Origin of the sequence: Pseudoalteromonas sp. XMcav1-K, from assembly GCF_044005875.1 — a bacterium.
Classification (GTDB): domain Bacteria; phylum Pseudomonadota; class Gammaproteobacteria; order Enterobacterales; family Alteromonadaceae; genus Pseudoalteromonas; species Pseudoalteromonas spongiae.
On sequence record NZ_JBIPJE010000035.1, the window covers coordinates 1 to 17,842 of the forward strand.

The following is a 17,842-nucleotide window of genomic DNA, read 5'->3' on the forward strand; positions in this document are numbered from 1 at the left end:
CTCTGTTATCTCTGTTATCTCTGTTATCTCTGTTATCTCTGTTATCTCTGTTATCTCTGTTATCTCTGTTATCTCTGTTATCTCTGTTATCTCTGTTATCTCTGTTATCTCTGTTATCTCTGTTATCAAAAGCTAACACTATTCTGTTAACTGCCTACAACGTTTACTCCTTACACCATAACGAATCGATTTTAATTAGATTAATACCGTTACACTAAATACCTATTCTTTTGAGATTATGATCATAGGTAACATTAGATGAATGAGCTTTGGGGTAAGCAGGCTTATCTAAACAGGCATTTTATCGCAAGCGAAGATCTAACGATATTCAGTCCAATAGTGTTTTCAGCTAGGTTAGGGAAATGTTCATAACCATAACGAATGTTACTCTCGAGAGAGTAACAAATAATACGCCAAGCTAAGTGTAACTAAAACGTTTAATTAGATTTCGTCGAAAGAGAATTGACTTGCTAGTGTCTCTAAAGGACTCATCGAGCCTTAAAAACAAAAAGCATAAAAAAGGCCATTATAAATAATGGCCTACTGCGTATTTTAGCATCTGACTTTTTATCGGACTGACTTTATTGAGTCCAGCAATAGCGCCTTGTCGCAGTAGCTTTAGCGGTGTTAATTCATTAGAAAATGCAAAATAACACGCATCCATCATGCTCATCATAGCAAGATTTGGTAAACGTCGTTTTTTCTCATAATCTTTTAACGCACTCAATACATCAGCTTCTTTTAATAAACTGTTAGCTAATTGTGCCACATCTTTAAAACCTAGATTTACGCCCTGCCCTGCAAGCGGATTAATTGCATGTGCTGCATCGCCGACTAATACACATCGTCCTTTGCTGTAATTGTTTGCATGCTGGCGTGTTAACGGGAATACCGCTGTATTTAGAATCTCAAAATCCCCAGGTAACTCAGGATAATGCGTCAAAATCGCGCTTTTAAGTGACGCTTTGCTGCCAGTCGCGAGCTTATTTAGTGTATCTTCGTGGTTATACCAAATTAAATTCGCATAAGGTGCCTGCATCGGCAAAAATGCAACAGGGCCCGTTGGTTGGAACTCTTGCCATGTAATGTCTTGCTCTGGTGCATCTAGCTTTATTAACACACCCATGCATGCTTGTTGGTATTGCCAACCGGTAGTGCCAATACCCAACAGTTCTCGTGTTTTAGAGCGTGCACCGTCAGCAACAATCACTAAATCAGCGTCTATCGTATGTGATGAAAAACACACACTCACAGTGTTACTATGTTCGAGTATTCCCTCTAACGGGCCTAAATCACTTTTTACTGAAATCGCTAAATCAGCAAACGCACGCCAGATACTCGCCTGAATAATGCTATTTTCAATAATGTGTCCAAGATGGGTCTCGCCAATTTCCTCATTGGAAAATACCAAAGGTGCTTGGTGATGATCTTGTACACTCAAACGATTATATTGCACATTGCGCGCGGCCTTAACGTATTGCCATGCGCCTAAGTCTTGCAACAAATTTTCAGAGAAAAGGTTAAGTGCAGACACGCGAATATCAATTTGTTCATCTTCGAGTGTTTTTACGGCATCTATCGGTTTATTTTCCACTAACGTTATGGTGTGACCTTGTTTTGCAAGCGCCACTGCGGCCGCTGCGCCCACCATGCCGCCACCGACAATACAAATAGATAAACTCATAAGACATAATCCTTCAGATTGATATGCCGACTATTCTAACGTAAGCCTCTAACAAAAGTTTGATTTTGATTCATATTTTTTAAGAAAAATCGCGTTAAATTTAACTCATAAATTGTTTTTCTAAATAAGCACTGATGATTTTGCAAACATATTTGAATCCACCTACGCTTAAGGATAAAATACGCGTCCTTTAAGCTGTAAGTAATTTGTTGAGGCACGAAAACATGGGTAAAAAGCTGCATATCAAAACATGGGGCTGTCAAATGAACGAGTACGACTCGCAAAAAATGGCAGACCTATTAGATGCTAGCAATGGTTATGAATTAACTGAAGAAGCAGAAAATGCAGATGTTATTCTTCTAAATACGTGTTCGATTCGTGAAAAAGCACAAGAAAAAGTATTTCACCAGTTGGGCCGTTGGAAACTGTTAAAAGATGACAACCCTGATCTTGTGATTGGTGTAGGTGGTTGCGTAGCATCACAAGAAGGCGACACAATTCGCCAACGTGCACCTTTCGTAGACATTGTTTTTGGTCCACAAACATTGCACCGTCTTCCTGAAATGATCAAACAAGTGCAAGAAGAAAGCGGCTCTGTAATTGATATTTCATTCCCTGAAATCGAAAAGTTCGACCGTTTGCCTGAGCCAAAAGCTGAAGGCCCAAGCGCGTTCGTATCGATTATGGAAGGTTGTTCTAAGTACTGTACGTTCTGCGTTGTACCATACACGCGTGGTGAAGAAGTAAGCCGCCCACTTGATGACGTATTACTTGAAGTTGCGCAACTTGCCGAGCAAGGCGTACGTGAAGTAAACCTACTAGGCCAAAACGTAAATGCGTATCGTGGTGAAACTCACGATGGTGAAATTTGTTATTTTTCAGATTTACTGCGCTATGTAGCGGCAATTGATGGTATCGACCGTATTCGTTATACCACGTCGCACCCAGTAGAATTCACACCTGACATCATTGAAGCCTATGCTGATGTGCCAGAGCTTGTTGACCACTTACACTTACCTGTACAAAGCGGTTCTGACCGAGTTCTTGCATTAATGAAGCGCGGTCATACGGCGCTTGAATACAAATCAACAATTCGTAAATTACGTAAGATCCGCCCTAACCTAAGTATGAGCTCGGACTTTATTATTGGTTTCCCAGGCGAGTCGAAAGCAGATTTTGAAGCGACGATGAACCTTATCAACGATATTGGTTTTGATATGAGCTTTAGCTTTATCTACAGTGCACGCCCTGGTACGCCAGCCGCTGATTTACCTGATGATGTACCAGAATCTGAAAAGAAAGAGCGTTTATACATTTTACAAAACCGCATTACGCAAATGGCGCAAGATATCAGCCGTAAAATGTTTGCAACTGAGCAACGTATTTTAGTTGAAGGCCCATCGAAAAAGAATCCAATGGAACTTCGTGGTCGTACTGAGAACAACCGCGTAGTTAACTTCGAAGGTCCGCACTCTGTAATCGGTCAGTTTGTTGATGTAAAAATTACCGAAGCCTTACCAAATTCACTGCGTGGTGAGTTAATTCGCACTGAAGCTGAAATGGACCTACGTAAAGACGTAGCACCAAGCGATATTTTAGGTAAAGCACAAAGCCAAGAAGCGAATGAGCTGGGTGTAGCAACATTTACACCCTAAATGTTAATTTGGTGTGGCAGATGCCACACCAATCAAGGAACCCATTTTGAGTAACCAGTTAAAAACGTTAGAAACTTACCTCGAACCCTCAGACAATAAACGTCTAGCATCACTTTGTGGTCCATTCGACGAAAATATAAAACAAATCGAACGTCGACTTGGTGTGGAAATCGCCCATCGTGAAAACCACTTTAAAATCACTGGCAACGCACATAATGTGATTGCGGCAACAGAGATTATTAAAAATCTCTACATCGAAACACAACCGGTTAAAGGTATCAGCAAAGATATCGAACCAGATTTGGTGCATTTAACAATTCAAGAAACCACGGTACTCGAGCAAGACGATGATTTATATCGTGACGAACTTGTTATCAAAACCCGCCGCGGCGTTGTAAAGCCTCGTAACCCAAACCAAGCAACCTATATTAAAAACGTACTGTTGCATGATATAGCCTTTGGTATTGGCCCTGCAGGTACAGGTAAAACCTATTTGGCGGTAGCTGCGGCAGTAGATGCCCTTGAACGTCAAGAAATTCGCCGTATTTTACTTACTCGCCCTGCGGTAGAAGCAGGTGAAAAACTGGGCTTTTTACCGGGTGATTTAAGTCAAAAAGTCGACCCATACCTACGCCCGCTTTATGATGCACTTTTTGAAATGTTAGGCTTTGAGCGAGTTGAGCGTTTAATTGAAAAGAATGTGATTGAAGTTGCCCCGCTTGCCTACATGCGTGGTCGCACCTTAAACGACGCCTTTATTATTTTAGATGAAAGCCAAAACACTACCGTTGAACAAATGAAAATGTTCTTAACGCGTATTGGTTTTAACTCTAAGGCGGTGATTACTGGCGACATTACGCAGGTTGATTTACCCCGTGGTGCGCGATCAGGGCTTCGTCATGCCATTGAAGTATTGAGCGATGTAGAAGCGATTAGCTTTAACTTCTTTAAGTCACACGATGTTGTGCGTCACCCTGTTGTTGCTGCAGTTGTAGAAGCGTACGAAAAACACGATGAAGTTGAACGCTTAAAGAAAATCGAGAAGAAAAAGCAGCAAGAGCTTGATAAAGCCAATACGCAAAATGAGTCAGACGCAACATGATAGAGCTGGATTTACAAATCGCCCATGAATGTGACGACTTGCCAACATTTGAGCAATTTGAACTTTGGGCAAATAAAGCGCTGGCAAATTTAAAGCCCGACGCCGAATTAACCATTCGCATTAGTGACGCAAACGAGAGCCAACAACTTAACCACGAATATCGCGGTAAAGATAAGCCAACAAACGTGCTGAGCTTTCCGTTTGAGGCACCACCAGGCATTGAGCTGCCATTAATTGGTGACTTAATTATTTGCCCTGAAGTTGTGTTACAAGAATCTATCGAGCAAGAAAAGGCATTTCATGACCATTTTGCGCATATGGTAGTGCATGGCTGCTTGCATTTAATGGGCTATGACCATATAGATAGCGAAGAAGCATTAGAGATGGAATCGTTAGAAAAACAGTTACTTGCTGATTTAAACATCGACGATCCCTATCGCGACTAATTTTGTTTTTGAAATTCAAACCAAATTTGGTATAACAGGCTTGGATTAGCCAATAATTAATCCTTAATTTTATTTAAATGGAGCTAATAAAGCGCTTATGAGCGACGAAAATTCGCAATCTAGTCAGGGTTCTTCTGGTAAAACTTGGTTAGACAAAATCTCCCAAATGTTACAAGGGGAACCCCAGAATAAAGAGCAGTTAGTCGAAGTTATTATCGACGCTGAAGAAAGAGATCTTATTGACCCAGAAACCAAAGATATGATGAAAGGTGTTTTGGGCGTATCTGAACTGAAAGTTCGCGATATTATGATCCCTCGCTCGCAAATGATTACACTGGATGTAGAACAAACAATTGCCGAATTGTTGCCAGTTATGGTTGAATCATCGCACTCACGCTTTCCTGTGGTATGCGAAGATAAAGATCATGTAGAAGGCATCTTACTCGCTAAAGATTTATTACCGCTTATTTTAAAAAATCAAGAAGAGCACCCACCACTTCGCGATTACTTGCGCCCAGCTGTTGTTGTGCCAGAAAGTAAACGTGTAGACACCCTACTCAACGAGTTTCGTCAACAGCGCTATCATATGGCGATTGTAATTGATGAATACGGTGGTGTTTCTGGGCTTGTTACCATCGAAGATATTCTTGAAATCATCGTTGGTGAAATTGAAGATGAGCACGACGAAGAAGAAGAAACACAAGATATTCGTCAAGTTGCGAAGCACGTATATTTAGTACAAGCGCTTACGCCACTGGAAGATTTTAATCAGCACTTTTCGACGTATTTCGATACCGATGAAGCCGGCACCATAGGTGGTATTATTTTACATGCCTTTGGTCATATGCCATCTCGTGGTGAAACCATTGAAATTGACGGAATTCAATTTAAAATCACCAACGCAGATAGCCGCCGTATTCTTCAAGTACAGGTTACATTGCCAAAAAGTGATGATACCAACGAAGACGAATCAACAGATAATTAAACGTGATCTCATCATCAATGAAAGACAAAATGCTGGCGCTTATCGCCGGCATTTTAATGGTATTTAGTTACTCACCGTTTAACCTTTGGCCAATCGCGTCCTTTGCTATTGCCACTCTTTTTTACCTCAATCGTAATGTCAGCGCTAAAACCGCTGCTAGCCATGGTTTTATCTTTGGCCTAGGTTGGTTTGGTGCGGGCATAAGTTGGGTACATGTATCCATTGCAGAGTTTGGTGGCTTGCCGCTAATTGCATCACTCTTGTTGATGGTGATCTTGGTTTCGTACCTTGCGTTATACCCAACCCTTGCCTGCTGGCTTAGCCATAAATTCAGTCACAAAAACACTTCATCTATAACGTATTTGGCACTTTTTATTCCGTTATTTATCTTGATGGAATACTTACGCGGTACGCTACTTACAGGCTTTCCATGGTTAAGTTTTGGCTATACGCTCACAGATAGTCCACTTAATAGCCTTACCCCTTGGATAGGTGAAACAGGGTTAACTGCGGTAAGTTTATTGCTGGGTTTTGCTATTTACGCACTGAGCCAACGCAGTTTTAAGCCTGCAGCTGTGATTGCATCTGTGCTTTTATTGGCACTCGGTTTAGTGCATTTTTCGCCTTCTGTAAGCTACAGAGATAAATCGATTGATGTCGTACTGGTGCAAGGCAACATCAAACAAGAGTTACGCTTCGCGCCTGAGAACTTCTGGCCAACCATGGCGAAATATCAAGATATGACTCGTCCAAATTGGCAGGCGGATCTAATCGTCTGGCCCGAGGCTGCTATTCCTGAGATTGAAGTACTAGTAGACGATTACCTTGGTAATCTTGATAAAGCAGCGGCATTTAATAATACCGCGCTTATTACCGGCATTATTGATTATCAGCTCGGTACAAAAACGGTTTATAACAATTTAATTGTAGTAGGCAAAAAGCATGCTGATGACCAACAGGGCCATTACCGTTATTTGCATCACAATCGCTATAACAAGCACCAATTACTTCCCATTGGTGAGTTTGTACCGTTTGAAGAAATATTAAGACCGATTGCACCGCTGTTTGACCTTGACCATTCTTCATTCACCCGAGGCGAAGCAAAGCAAGCTAATTTAATTGCTAATGGTTATCATGTTTTACCGGCGATTTGTTATGAAATTGCATTTAGTAGCTTAGTACGTGGTAACTATCAGCAAGATTCTGATATTTTATTTACGGTAAGTAATGATGCATGGTTTGGTAATTCTCACGGCCCCCACCAGCATATGCAAATTGCACGCATGCGTGCCCTTGAATTGGGTATGCCCTTGGTTCGTGTCACCAATAACGGCGTAAGCGGCGTTTACGACCCAATCGCTAAACACGGACAATATTTACCCCAATTTGAAGCGGCGTTAGAGCGCTTTACCCTACCACTCACCACTGGTAAAACATTTTACAGCCAGTATGGCGACCGTGCGTTATACATCGCTCTACTGCTTTGTTTTATTGCAAGTTTAATTATCCAACGGCAAAAACAAAAAAGCATGTCATAATCAATGACGACGTTATTGTGTTATCACACCATGACGTCTAAATTTAATGTGTTACCTTTTTTGTCAGATACTTAAGGCACACATTTGCTTAAACAGCCCGATTCGCCATTGCGCTTTAGTAAAACCATCGTCATTACGATTTTGCTGAGCGCATTTATTCATCTGTTAACCTTTGCTCTAGCAAAGACCACCTTGTCTCAATGGCGTTGGCAACATATTCCATTTCATAGCGCAGTGGAAGTAATCGGTGGCGTTATTGCGCTATTAGTATGTTTTCTATTAATCAATTTGGAACAAAGTAAACGCGGTACTAGCTTTAATTTAGTTATCGCTGCGGCGATTGGCGCGATGGGTGTCTTCGATATTGCCCATGCTTTAGTCAAACCGGGAAACTTATTTGTTTGGTTACATTCGTTGGCCACATTTTTTGGCGGGCTACTCTTCGCATTAGTAATGCTTAAGCCGAAATTTACAAATGCCATCAGCACACGCTTTGTCTATGTGACTTTGCTATTTAGCCTCATTATTTCGATAGTTTCGATTATCTTTCCACAACAAGTACCCATTATGGTGCAGCAAACACGCTTTACCTCATTAGCTACCCTTATGAACGTGTTTGGTGGTATTGCCTTGTTATTCGCTGCAATCAAGCTTTTCTTTGTTTATAAACAATTTAATAAAAGTGATGACTTACTGTTTATTTTACACTGCTCAATGTTTGGCTTTGCCGCTATCATGTTTCAACAATCATTCTTATGGGATGTTTCATGGTGGGGATGGCACTTACTGAGGCTATTAGCGTATGGCGTGGCATTATGGTTTGCCCTGCAAAACGAGCGATACTTGTTTCTTCAGTTGCAAAGCTCTAACGAGTCGTTATTACAGCAAGAGAAAGCCACACAAGCATCTCTCGACAGCGCAAAAAAACGTATCGCAATCACCGAACAACAGCAAGCCGCGGTACTTACTAGCCTCTCAGATGCAATTATCGTTATTAACCAAAAAGGCCATATTAAACTCTTCTCAACAAGTGCCGAGTCTATGTTTGGTTGGCAATCACGTGATGTGCTTGGCAAGAACGTTACCTTGCTAATGAATAGCGAGTTTGCAGAAAAGCACGACGAGTTTGTTGCCAACTATCGCGTTAAACAATCCCCCTCTGCTATTGGTAAAAATCGTGATTTAATTGCAAAACGTAAAAATGGCGATGAGTTTCCCATTGAATTAACGATTAGCCACATTTTACTCGACGAAGAACACCACTTTGTAGGCGTAATACGTGATATTACTGAGCGCAAAGAGCAAGAGCGTTTAATAAAGCACGCGAAAGAAGTCGCCGAAAGTGCCAACAATGCGAAAAGTGCCTTTTTGGCTAACACCAGCCATGAAATACGCACACCAATGAACGGTGTGTATGGCAATTTGCAACTGTTAAATGAAATGCAACTCAATAAAGTAGCAAATGGCTATGTCAAAGATGCGCTCGATTCAACAAAAGCATTAATGACCGTGGTAAACGATATTCTTGATTTTTCGAAAATTGAAGCCGGTAAATTATCGTTAGAGCGCACACCATTTAAACTTAGTGAGCTACTCGCTAATTTACATGCAGATCTGATCCAAACTGCGCTGGCGAAAAACATCGCGCTTAATATTTTAAATCAGGTAGAGCACGACCTATGGATTGGCGATCCAGCACGTATTAAGCAAGTGCTACTGAATATCTGTTCTAATGCGATTAAATTTACCCAACAAGGCAGCGTTACCCTGTCTATTTTGCCAAATACCAATAAACCACATATCACATTTTTAGTTAATGACACTGGCATTGGTATGAGTGAAAAAAGCATTGATAAACTATACCATCGTTTTGAACAAGCTGACGATTCCATTACCCGGAACTATGGTGGCACAGGCCTTGGTATGCCAATCGCACAATCGTTAATAAAACTAATGAGTGGCACCATAAGTGTTACGAGTGAATTAAATAAAGGCACAAACTTTACCATTGATATTCCACTGACAAAGGCCAAAGAGGATGCACAAAATCAACACACACAAGCCGAAGAAATTATCAACCTTAGCGAAAAGCGCGTATTGCTAGTTGAAGACAATCCAATTAACCAAGTATTAGTTAAAGCAATGTTACAGCCAACACAAGCGCAACTAACAATAGTGAGCAATGGTTTGCAAGCATTAAAAACGGTGAGCGAATCTTTTGATTTAATTTTAATGGATATGCAAATGCCGGTTATGGATGGCAAAACCGCAACCACCAAAATCAGAGAAAACGATACCAGCACGCCAATCATCGCACTCACCGCGAATATTATGCAGTCGGATATTCAAAGCTATCGCGAGATTGGATGTAATGACTGGATTGGAAAACCAATAGAAAAAACCTTGTTATTGGCCAAGTTACAGCAGTACTTAAAATAAAAAAGCAGCGTTCCCGCTGCTTTAATTGGTTTATTAGCTAGGTGTTTATTCTTCAACACCGCCATTAATCACTTCGGCAAAATGGCTTAAGCGACGTAGCGCTAAGTCGTGAATGGTATCCTTACCATAAGTGCCCTTGGCAGAGAGTTCGCCAGCTTGTTTACCTAGTAAGATTTCAAACGCCTGATCAACTTTACTCACCGCATAAATACTAAACAGCCCTTTTTCAACAGCCTCCAGCACTTGTGCATTAAGCACTAAATTATGCACATTAGATTGCGGCACAATCACGCCCTGTGCACCATTTAAACCGCGCATCTGACAGAGCTTAAAGAAGCCTTCAATTTTTTCATTCACGCCGCCAATTGCCTGCACTTCACCGTGCTGGTTAATTGAGCCGGTGAGCGCAATACCTTGATTAATCGGTAAACGCGTGATGGCTGAAACCAATGCGCACAACTCAGCAAGTGATGCACTATCACCATCAATCGAACCATAACTTTGTTCAATGGCAATGTTCGCGCTCAAGGTCAGGGCAAAATCTTGCGCGTATTTATTACCTAAATAGCCCGTTAGTAACATTACGCCTTTACTGTGAATTGATTTACCGAGGTCAGCTTCACGCTCAATATCAACAATGCCATCACTGCCTGCGTAGACAGTCGCGGTAATGCGCGCTGGCGTACCGAAGCTGGTATCTCCGATATGCAACACTGTTAAGCCATTAACACAGCCCACTTGTGTACCTTCTGTTTGTATAAGCACATGACCTTCTTTAATTTCAGTCATAAAGGATTCGCTTATTTGCCCAGTACGATATTGTTTACCAGCAAGCGCTTCGTCTATATGCGCTGCTTCAATTGTGGTTTCGCCATCTTGCCGTGCAAAAAACGCGGCTTCGTTGGTTAATTCAATCACATCGGCAAAGCGCGCTGAAAGCTTGCGTTGGTGTTCAGCTTGGCGGTGGCTAAAACGCAGAAGCGCCGCAAACGCATGGGCCGAAAGTGACATTTTCAGTGTTTCTGTCGCATATTTTTGCACCCGACTGATCAGTTGGAACTGATATTTATCGGTTGCCGGAATATGGTAATCAAAATCGGCGAGCACACGAAAAAGTTCATTAAACTCATCATCATACTCTTGCATTACATAATACAAATCACGTGAACCAAGCAAAATTATTTTTACATCAAGCGGAATAAGCTGTGGTTTTAACGTGAAACTTGCCCCCACACTTGAATCTTGAGCAGCAAGATCTGTTTTAATTTGCTTACTCTTTAAACTTAATTTAAGCGCGTCCCAAACTTGGCTATTAGCCATCAGTTTTTCCGCATCCATCACTAAATAACCACCATTAGCACGATGTAGCGCCCCCGATTGAATCGAGCGGAAACTGGTAACAATGGAACCTGATTGCGAGGTGTATTCTACTTTGCCAAAAATATTGCCAAACGTTGGATTTGGCTCATAGACAACAGGTGCGCCCTCTTCTTTGTGGCTCACTAAAATGTTTGGCGCAATGTATTCCGTTAGCATTGCGCGCTTATCTAAGTCTTCTTTATTATTTTCGTCGCTCTCTTCAGCCAGCCACTCTAATACTGCGTCTATTAACTCAGCTTTAAGGTCTTTTAAATACTTCACAATGCCTAAATGGCTGGTGTATTTGTGCTCTAAATCTTTTAGCAGTGGTTTTATTGCGGTTTCTACCGTTTTTTGCTTTAGTTCGCGTAGCTTTTCCGATGATTCACGTTTCCATCTTGGCAATTCAATTAGCGCTTCATTAAGTGCATTTTCTAAGCGAGATATTACATCGTAAAAGTACTGCTTTTGCTCGTCATCAAGGCTTGAAAACTCAGCGTCATCTAACTGTTTACCATCAATTACCGGGGCAAAGCTGATCACGCCCGACTCTTCAAATAACGCCACGTTATGTTGGTTAGCAATTTTTTCTACGATCTCGAGCGCTTCATCGTATTTCTCGTTGAAACTACTATCAATGGCTTTCTTTTGACGTTGGTAATTAGGGTTATCAAATGCGGCTGGAAAGGTATCTAAAATCTCATCAATAAATGAATCAATATCCTCACTAAATAGCTTACCTTCGCCTGCAGCCATAAAAATCGCACTTGGCTGACGGTGTTCGTCAAAGTTGTTTAAATAAAGCCAATCCGGTGGGGTTTGTTTGGTGCGACTTTGCGCAGCTAGTTTTTCTTGCACCATGGTAAAACGACCTAGAGCCGGTTCACCCATCACGTAAATATTGTAACCTGGCAGCTCCATTCCTAGCGCAAAATCAATGGCACTTTGTGCACGCTTTTGTCCAATAATTGTGTATTCATCAGGATATGCTTGCGCCATGCAAGTTTCTATTGCGTGCAATTCTATTTGCGGTGCAAGTACATCAACACCAAGTTTATTCTGTTCGCCAATTTTCATAATACTACCGTCCTTATTAGCGCTTGCTCGCTATAGCTTTTGTGTGAGTCTACTTAAGTCCTTAAAAAATAACATCAGAAAGTTAAAAATATTTATGGCGCGCTGGCGATACGATGAAACTCAATGGCATCACACTCTATACACGCGCTTAATTGGCTTGGATGCGTGATGTGTTTCACTTCACCACAGGCTTTACATTGAAACTCACCAAACGATACCCACTCGCCTTGTTTGTAAACACCATTGTGCTCAAAGTCATCAAGTAATAGTGACCATTCTAATTGGGTTTTATCAACTAAATGTGACAGCGCTAACCACCACTCTTCATTAAATTCTTCATTTGCGAAGTCATTGTCTTTTTGCGCCTTTCTGAGCCGGTTAAACTCCTCAATATCACGTTTTACGTAATAACTGTAATCTTCTATTTGCTCTTTTGAATATTTGCCAAGGGCTGCCAGCTCTTTTTGAAAGTCATAGAAGGCTTTTTGCAAGCTTTTAAGCTCATGATCGTTTACATCCTGTAACCACTGTTGAAAGCGCTTTAAATAATTGTCGTAACTGTCTTTCATTTTATTCCTCCTTTTGCTGTTTCTATAAGTATAGTAGCGATATAAAAAATATCTTGTATCAAACAGTTAACTGCTTATTAAAACAACAATCAAGTAGCAAAATCAAATGGCTTTTAAGGTGCGATTAAAGACTCAAAAAACTTACTTTTAATACACTGCTAAGGGTGTATTAGCGCCGCAATTTACGCTATGCTAAGCGCCAATTTTTATTTATTTTGCAAGTAGTTTGGAAATTAGAATGCAAGAGCAATACAGCCCGCAGGATATCGAACAAAAAGTTCAAAAATATTGGGATGAAAATCAAACATTTAAAGTAACTGAGCAAGAAGGCAAAGAAAAGTTTTACTGCCTCTCAATGTTCCCTTACCCAAGTGGTCGCCTGCACATGGGTCACGTACGTAACTACACCATTGGTGATGTAGTATCACGTTTCCAACGCTTGCAAGGCAAAAACGTAATGCAACCTATGGGTTGGGATGCATTTGGTCTACCTGCTGAAAACGCCGCAATTAAAAACAACACGGCACCGGCAAAATGGACTTACGAAAACATTGACTACATGCGCAACCAGTTAAAGCAACTTGGTTTTGGTTACGACTGGGATCGTGAAATCGCGACCTGTCACCCTGAGTACTACAAGTGGGAACAATGGTTTTTCACAAAACTGTACGAAAAAGGCCTTGTATACAAAAAAATGTCAACGGTTAACTGGGATCCAGTAGACCAAACCGTACTTGCAAACGAACAAGTTATTGACGGTCGTGGTTGGCGTTCAGGTGCCGTTGTAGAGCAAAAAGAAATCCCGCAGTGGTTTATTAAAATTACTGACTATGCACAAGAGCTACTTGACGACTTAGACAAACTTGAGCACTGGCCTGAGCAAGTTAAAACCATGCAGCGCAACTGGATTGGTCGCTCTGAAGGGTTAGAAATCGACTTTAAACGTGCTGATAACGGTGAAACATTCACTGTGTACACAACACGTCCAGATACCTTTATGGGCGTAACCTATGTTGGTGTTGCAGCCGGTCACCCAATTGCACAAGAAGCTGCTAAAAATAATCCAGCGGTTGCTGCCTTCGTTGAAGAATGTAAAAACACCAAAGTTGCTGAAGCCGATATGGCAACAATGGAGAAAAAAGGCATCGACACTGGCTTTAAAGCAATTCACCCATTAACTGGCGAAGAAGTACCGGTATGGGCTGCTAACTTTGTACTAATGGACTACGGTTCGGGTGCAGTAATGGCAGTACCAGGTCACGACCAACGTGACTTTGAATTTGCTACCGCCTACGGCCTTGAAATCAAGCAAGTTATTGCACCTGTTGAAGGTTCTGAACTAACAGCAGATATCGCCAATGAAGCATTCACTGAAAAAGGCGTGTTAATTAACTCTGGCGAATTTGATGGCCTTGAGTTTGAAGCAGCATTTAATGCTATTGCCGATAAACTTGAAGGTATCGGCGCAGGTAAGCGCAAAGTTAACTTCCGTCTGCGTGACTGGGGTGTAAGCCGTCAGCGTTACTGGGGTTCACCAATCCCAATGTTAAACAAAGAAGACGGCTCTGAGCTTGCAGCTACAGAAGACATGTTGCCAGTGCGCCTGCCTGAAGATGTAGTAATGAATGGTGTTACATCACCAATCAAAGCTGACCCTGAATGGGCGAAAGCAACCGTTAACGGCGAGCAAGTATTCCACGAAACAGATACATTCGATACGTTTATGGAATCGTCTTGGTACTACGCACGCTACTGTAGCCCGCGCTACGATGAAGGCATGTTAGAGCCTGGTGCAGCTAACTACTGGCTTCCAGTAAACCAGTATATCGGTGGTATTGAGCACGCTATTTTGCATTTACTTTATGCGCGTTTCTTCCACAAGCTATTACGTGATTTTGGCCTAGTAAATTCAGATGAGCCGTTCGAACGTTTATTATGTCAGGGCATGGTATTAGCAGAAACCTTCTTCCGTAAAGACGAGAAAGGCGGCGACGTTTGGATTGCACCAAGCGACGTTGAAAGCGAAAAAGACGACAAAGGTCGCGTTGTAAAAGCATGGCACAAAGACGACGGCCAACCAGTTGAATCTGCTGGTATGAGCAAAATGTCTAAATCGAAAAATAACGGTATTGACCCACAAACGGTTATTAACCAATACGGCGCCGATACAGTGCGTTTATTTATGATGTTTACCGCGCCACCAGAGCAAACGTTAGAATGGTCTGATTCAGGTGTAGAAGGTGCACATCGCTTTATTAAACGTGTCTGGAAATACGCAACTGAAGTAATGGCAAATGAGCGTACTACCCTTGATAGTGCTTCGCTTTCAAACGAGCAAAAAGTGCTTCGTCGTGAATTACATAAAGCAATTGCGAAAGTGTCTGATGACTTAGATCGTCGTCAAACATTTAACACAGCGATTGCCGCGGTTATGGAGTTACTTAACAAGCTTGTTAAAGCGCCATTAAACGATAGCAACGATATCGCGATTGGTTATGAAGCGCTTGAAGCATTAATCGTGATGCTTTCACCTATCACACCGCACGTGTGTCATGAATTATGGCTAAACCTTGGCAAGCAAGGTGAAGTCGTTGATGCACCATGGCCTGTGGTTGATCAATCAGCGATGGTTGAAGACGAAAAGCTAGTTGTAGTGCAGGTTAACGGTAAAGTACGCGGTAAAATTACCGTTGCTGCTGACGCAGACCAAGACGCGGTTGAAAAAGCAGCGTTTGCAGAACCTAATGTGACTAAATTCACAGACGGTTTAACTATTCGCAAGGTTATCTTTATTAAAGGTAAATTGCTAAACGTGGTTGCAAACTAATGTTTGCACCACGCTTTTTACAAAACACAGCATTATTGCTGTGTTTTGTGCTTTTAGTTGGCTGCGGTTTTAAATTGCGCACCGCATCAGTATTACCAGACGATCTGCAAAACTTAGTGGTCACGGCGACAAACCCTGACTCTCAGCTTTTTACCGAGCTACAAAACAGTTTAGCGCTGAGCAATATTAATACTGATTCAAAGCACGCTACCGCTGAGCTAAAGCTACTAAAAGACTCTCTTAACCGTCGTACACTAAGTTTATTTCCAAACGGCCAAGTAGCCGAGCATGAACTTATTTACACTGTCAGTTACCAACTTATTCGTGACCAGCAAAAGCCAATTACCAATAGCTTTGAGCTTACCCGTAATTATCAAGACGATCCTGATAACGCGCTAGCAAAATCAAGAGAAATGGAATTGATCCTGTCAGAATTGCGCCAACAAGCAAGTAACTTGATTATTCGTCAGTTAGGCCAATATTAATGCGTATTTATCCGAACCAATTAGTTGCTCAGTTAAAACAAGGCTTAACGCCTTTTTACTTACTTTTTGGTGAAGAAGCATTTTTATTAAACCAAGCTGCAAACCAAGTTAAATCAATTGCAAAAGCACAAGGGTTTGATGAGGTCATTCGCTTTGCCGCTTCTTCCCAGTTTGACTGGCAAGAAATTGTGCAAGAATATGCAAGTTTGTCACTCTTTGCTAATCGCAAAATTATCGAATTAGAACTTGGTGACAGCAAGCCCAATGCTGCAGCCAGCAAGTTATTACAAACGCTTGCGCAAAACCCAAACCCCGATTGCATTCTCGTTATCAAAGGCGAAAAAGTGGGTAACGATATTCAACGTGGCGCATGGTTTAAAGCATTGGATAAACACGGGTTATTTGTGCCGTGTTACCCGCTTCAAGGAAAGCAGTTATTTGCGTGGCTTGAACAGCAGTGCCAAAGTTTGAATTTGCGATTATCTGCTGATGCTAAAACCCTATTGGTTGACTACAACCAAGATAATTTGTTCGCAATATCTCAAGAACTTGAAAAGCTCTCTTTACTCAATATTTCTGGTGAAATTAACGCCCAAACATTAGCACCAACGCTGGTCAATCAGTCGCGTTTAGACGTATTTGATTTAAGCGACGCCCTATTAAAAGGCGACAGTGTTCAGATCAGCAAAGTAATGCTTAAGCTAAAACAAGAAAACGTCGAACCAACCATTATTTTATGGGCACTGGTACGCGAGTTTGAAAGCTTACAAGCAATGCAACAAGCAATAGCAAACGGCGAATCATTCAATGCAATTTTCAGCCAATTTAAGGTGTGGAAAAATAAGCAAGCCATTACAGAGCAAGCATTAAGGCGTTTAACACACGTTGAACTAAACGCGCTCGGTGATGTACTGGCCGAATTTGATTTAGCCTACAAACAACACCAGCATATTGATGCCTACCAACACTTACTGCATATTGCTCTAATGTTTGTTGGTCCTCTGCCCTTTTCTGTACCGTTTAACGCAAAAGTAGAACAATACGCCAACCTATGATTGTTATTTTAGGTGGCACATTTGACCCAATACACACCGGGCACCTTGCATTAGCGAAACAAGCGGATCAAACACTAGCGCCAAGCAAAGTACTGTTTATGCCGTGCAAGCAACCTGTACATAAAGCCACGTCGGGTATAACAAGCGCGCACCGCATTAATATGATTAAACTCGCAATTAAAGATGAGGCTAACTTTGCGATTGATTTGCGTGAAATAAACCGCGAAACACCAAGTTATGCGCTAGAAAGCCTAATTAGCTTCAGACATGAATACCCGAAAGTACCTTTATTTTTTATTATCGGAATGGATTCACTCAACACCTTGCATAAATGGCATAAATGGCAAGACTGTATCAGCAATAGCAACTTTTTAGTCTTTCAACGACCGGGCGAAACATTTCAACCGAACCCTGAAGTTGCGCCGTTTATTAGTGGCGATATTAACGATGCGATAAAAGACTTACCGCTTGCCGGTCATATCTTTCTTGCACAGCACCAGCAAGTTGCCATTTCATCCTCGGCACTGCGTACAAATCTTACCCAATACAAAAATGATTTCCTGCCAGAAGCGGTTTCTGACTATATAAAACAGCATCGTCTCTACCAATAAACCCTCTGCA

General features: G+C 41.6%; 13 protein-coding genes. 10 read left to right on the forward strand and 3 right to left on the reverse strand.

The features are described from left to right. Positions 1–526 precede the first annotated feature (526 nt). Complete coding sequence (locus ACHSBP_RS06120) at positions 527–1,684, reverse strand: FAD-dependent oxidoreductase (protein ID WP_010560396.1); 1,158 nt, start codon at positions 1,682–1,684, stop codon at positions 527–529. Positions 1,685–1,908: 224 nt separating this feature from the next. Here ACHSBP_RS06120 and miaB point away from each other — a divergent pair, with 224 nt between their 5' ends. From miaB to ACHSBP_RS06150, 6 genes are all read left to right on the forward strand, one after another. Continuing rightward, entirely contained in the window at positions 1,909–3,339 is a 1,431-nt protein-coding gene (miaB, locus tag ACHSBP_RS06125) for a tRNA (N6-isopentenyl adenosine(37)-C2)-methylthiotransferase MiaB (RefSeq protein ID WP_010560397.1), read from the forward strand. Between the two features lie 46 nt (positions 3,340–3,385). Then, a complete protein-coding gene (locus ACHSBP_RS06130) occupies positions 3,386–4,441 on the forward strand; it encodes a PhoH family protein (RefSeq protein ID WP_010560398.1) in 1,056 nt (351 codons plus the stop codon). Continuing rightward, a complete protein-coding gene (gene ybeY / locus ACHSBP_RS06135; protein WP_010560399.1) occupies positions 4,438–4,887 on the forward strand; it encodes an rRNA maturation RNase YbeY in 450 nt (149 codons plus the stop codon). Before ACHSBP_RS06130 ends, ybeY begins: the two co-directional genes overlap by 4 nt. Positions 4,888–4,984: 97 nt before the next feature. Continuing rightward, a complete protein-coding gene (gene corC, locus ACHSBP_RS06140; protein WP_010560400.1) occupies positions 4,985–5,872 on the forward strand; it encodes a CNNM family magnesium/cobalt transport protein CorC in 888 nt (295 codons plus the stop codon). Between the two features lie 29 nt (positions 5,873–5,901). Then, complete coding sequence (gene lnt, locus ACHSBP_RS06145) at positions 5,902–7,410, forward strand: apolipoprotein N-acyltransferase (RefSeq protein ID WP_395388434.1); 1,509 nt, start codon at positions 5,902–5,904, stop codon at positions 7,408–7,410. 84 nt (positions 7,411–7,494) lie between these two features. Further along, complete coding sequence (locus ACHSBP_RS06150; RefSeq protein WP_395388371.1) at positions 7,495–9,849, forward strand: ATP-binding protein; 2,355 nt, start codon at positions 7,495–7,497, stop codon at positions 9,847–9,849. Between the two features lie 45 nt (positions 9,850–9,894). Here ACHSBP_RS06150 and ACHSBP_RS06155 read toward each other — a convergent pair whose 3' ends face one another. Both ACHSBP_RS06155 and ACHSBP_RS06160 read right to left on the reverse strand, forming a co-directional pair. Further along, the gene (locus ACHSBP_RS06155) at positions 9,895–12,285 is read right to left on the reverse strand and encodes a Lon protease family protein (protein ID WP_395388372.1); all 2,391 of its coding nucleotides are present in this window, start codon (positions 12,283–12,285) and stop codon (positions 9,895–9,897) included. 92 nt (positions 12,286–12,377) lie between these two features. Continuing rightward, positions 12,378–12,854: a hypothetical protein gene (locus tag ACHSBP_RS06160; protein ID WP_010560404.1), complete on the reverse strand. Its 477-nt coding sequence runs from the start codon at positions 12,852–12,854 to the stop codon at positions 12,378–12,380. Between the two features lie 238 nt (positions 12,855–13,092). Between ACHSBP_RS06160 and leuS the strand changes: the two genes are divergently transcribed. From leuS to nadD, 4 genes are read left to right on the forward strand one after another with little or no spacing between them, the layout of a single operon-like run. Further along, entirely contained in the window at positions 13,093–15,681 is a 2,589-nt protein-coding gene (leuS, locus tag ACHSBP_RS06165) for a leucine--tRNA ligase (protein WP_010560405.1), read from the forward strand. Beyond that, positions 15,681–16,166 carry an LPS assembly lipoprotein LptE gene (lptE, locus tag ACHSBP_RS06170; protein WP_010560406.1) on the forward strand — a complete coding sequence of 162 codons (486 nt, stop codon included), beginning with the start codon at positions 15,681–15,683 and terminating at the stop codon, positions 16,164–16,166. Before leuS ends, lptE begins: the two co-directional genes overlap by 1 nt. Then, the gene (gene holA, locus ACHSBP_RS06175; RefSeq protein ID WP_395388373.1) at positions 16,166–17,221 is read left to right on the forward strand and encodes a DNA polymerase III subunit delta; all 1,056 of its coding nucleotides are present in this window, start codon (positions 16,166–16,168) and stop codon (positions 17,219–17,221) included. The genes lptE and holA overlap by 1 nt, the downstream gene beginning before the upstream one ends. Then, positions 17,218–17,832 (forward strand): nicotinate-nucleotide adenylyltransferase, encoded by a 615-nt coding sequence (nadD, locus tag ACHSBP_RS06180; RefSeq protein WP_010560408.1) that lies wholly within the window; start codon positions 17,218–17,220, stop codon positions 17,830–17,832. The genes holA and nadD overlap by 4 nt, the downstream gene beginning before the upstream one ends. The last annotated feature ends 10 nt before the right edge of the window (positions 17,833–17,842 follow it).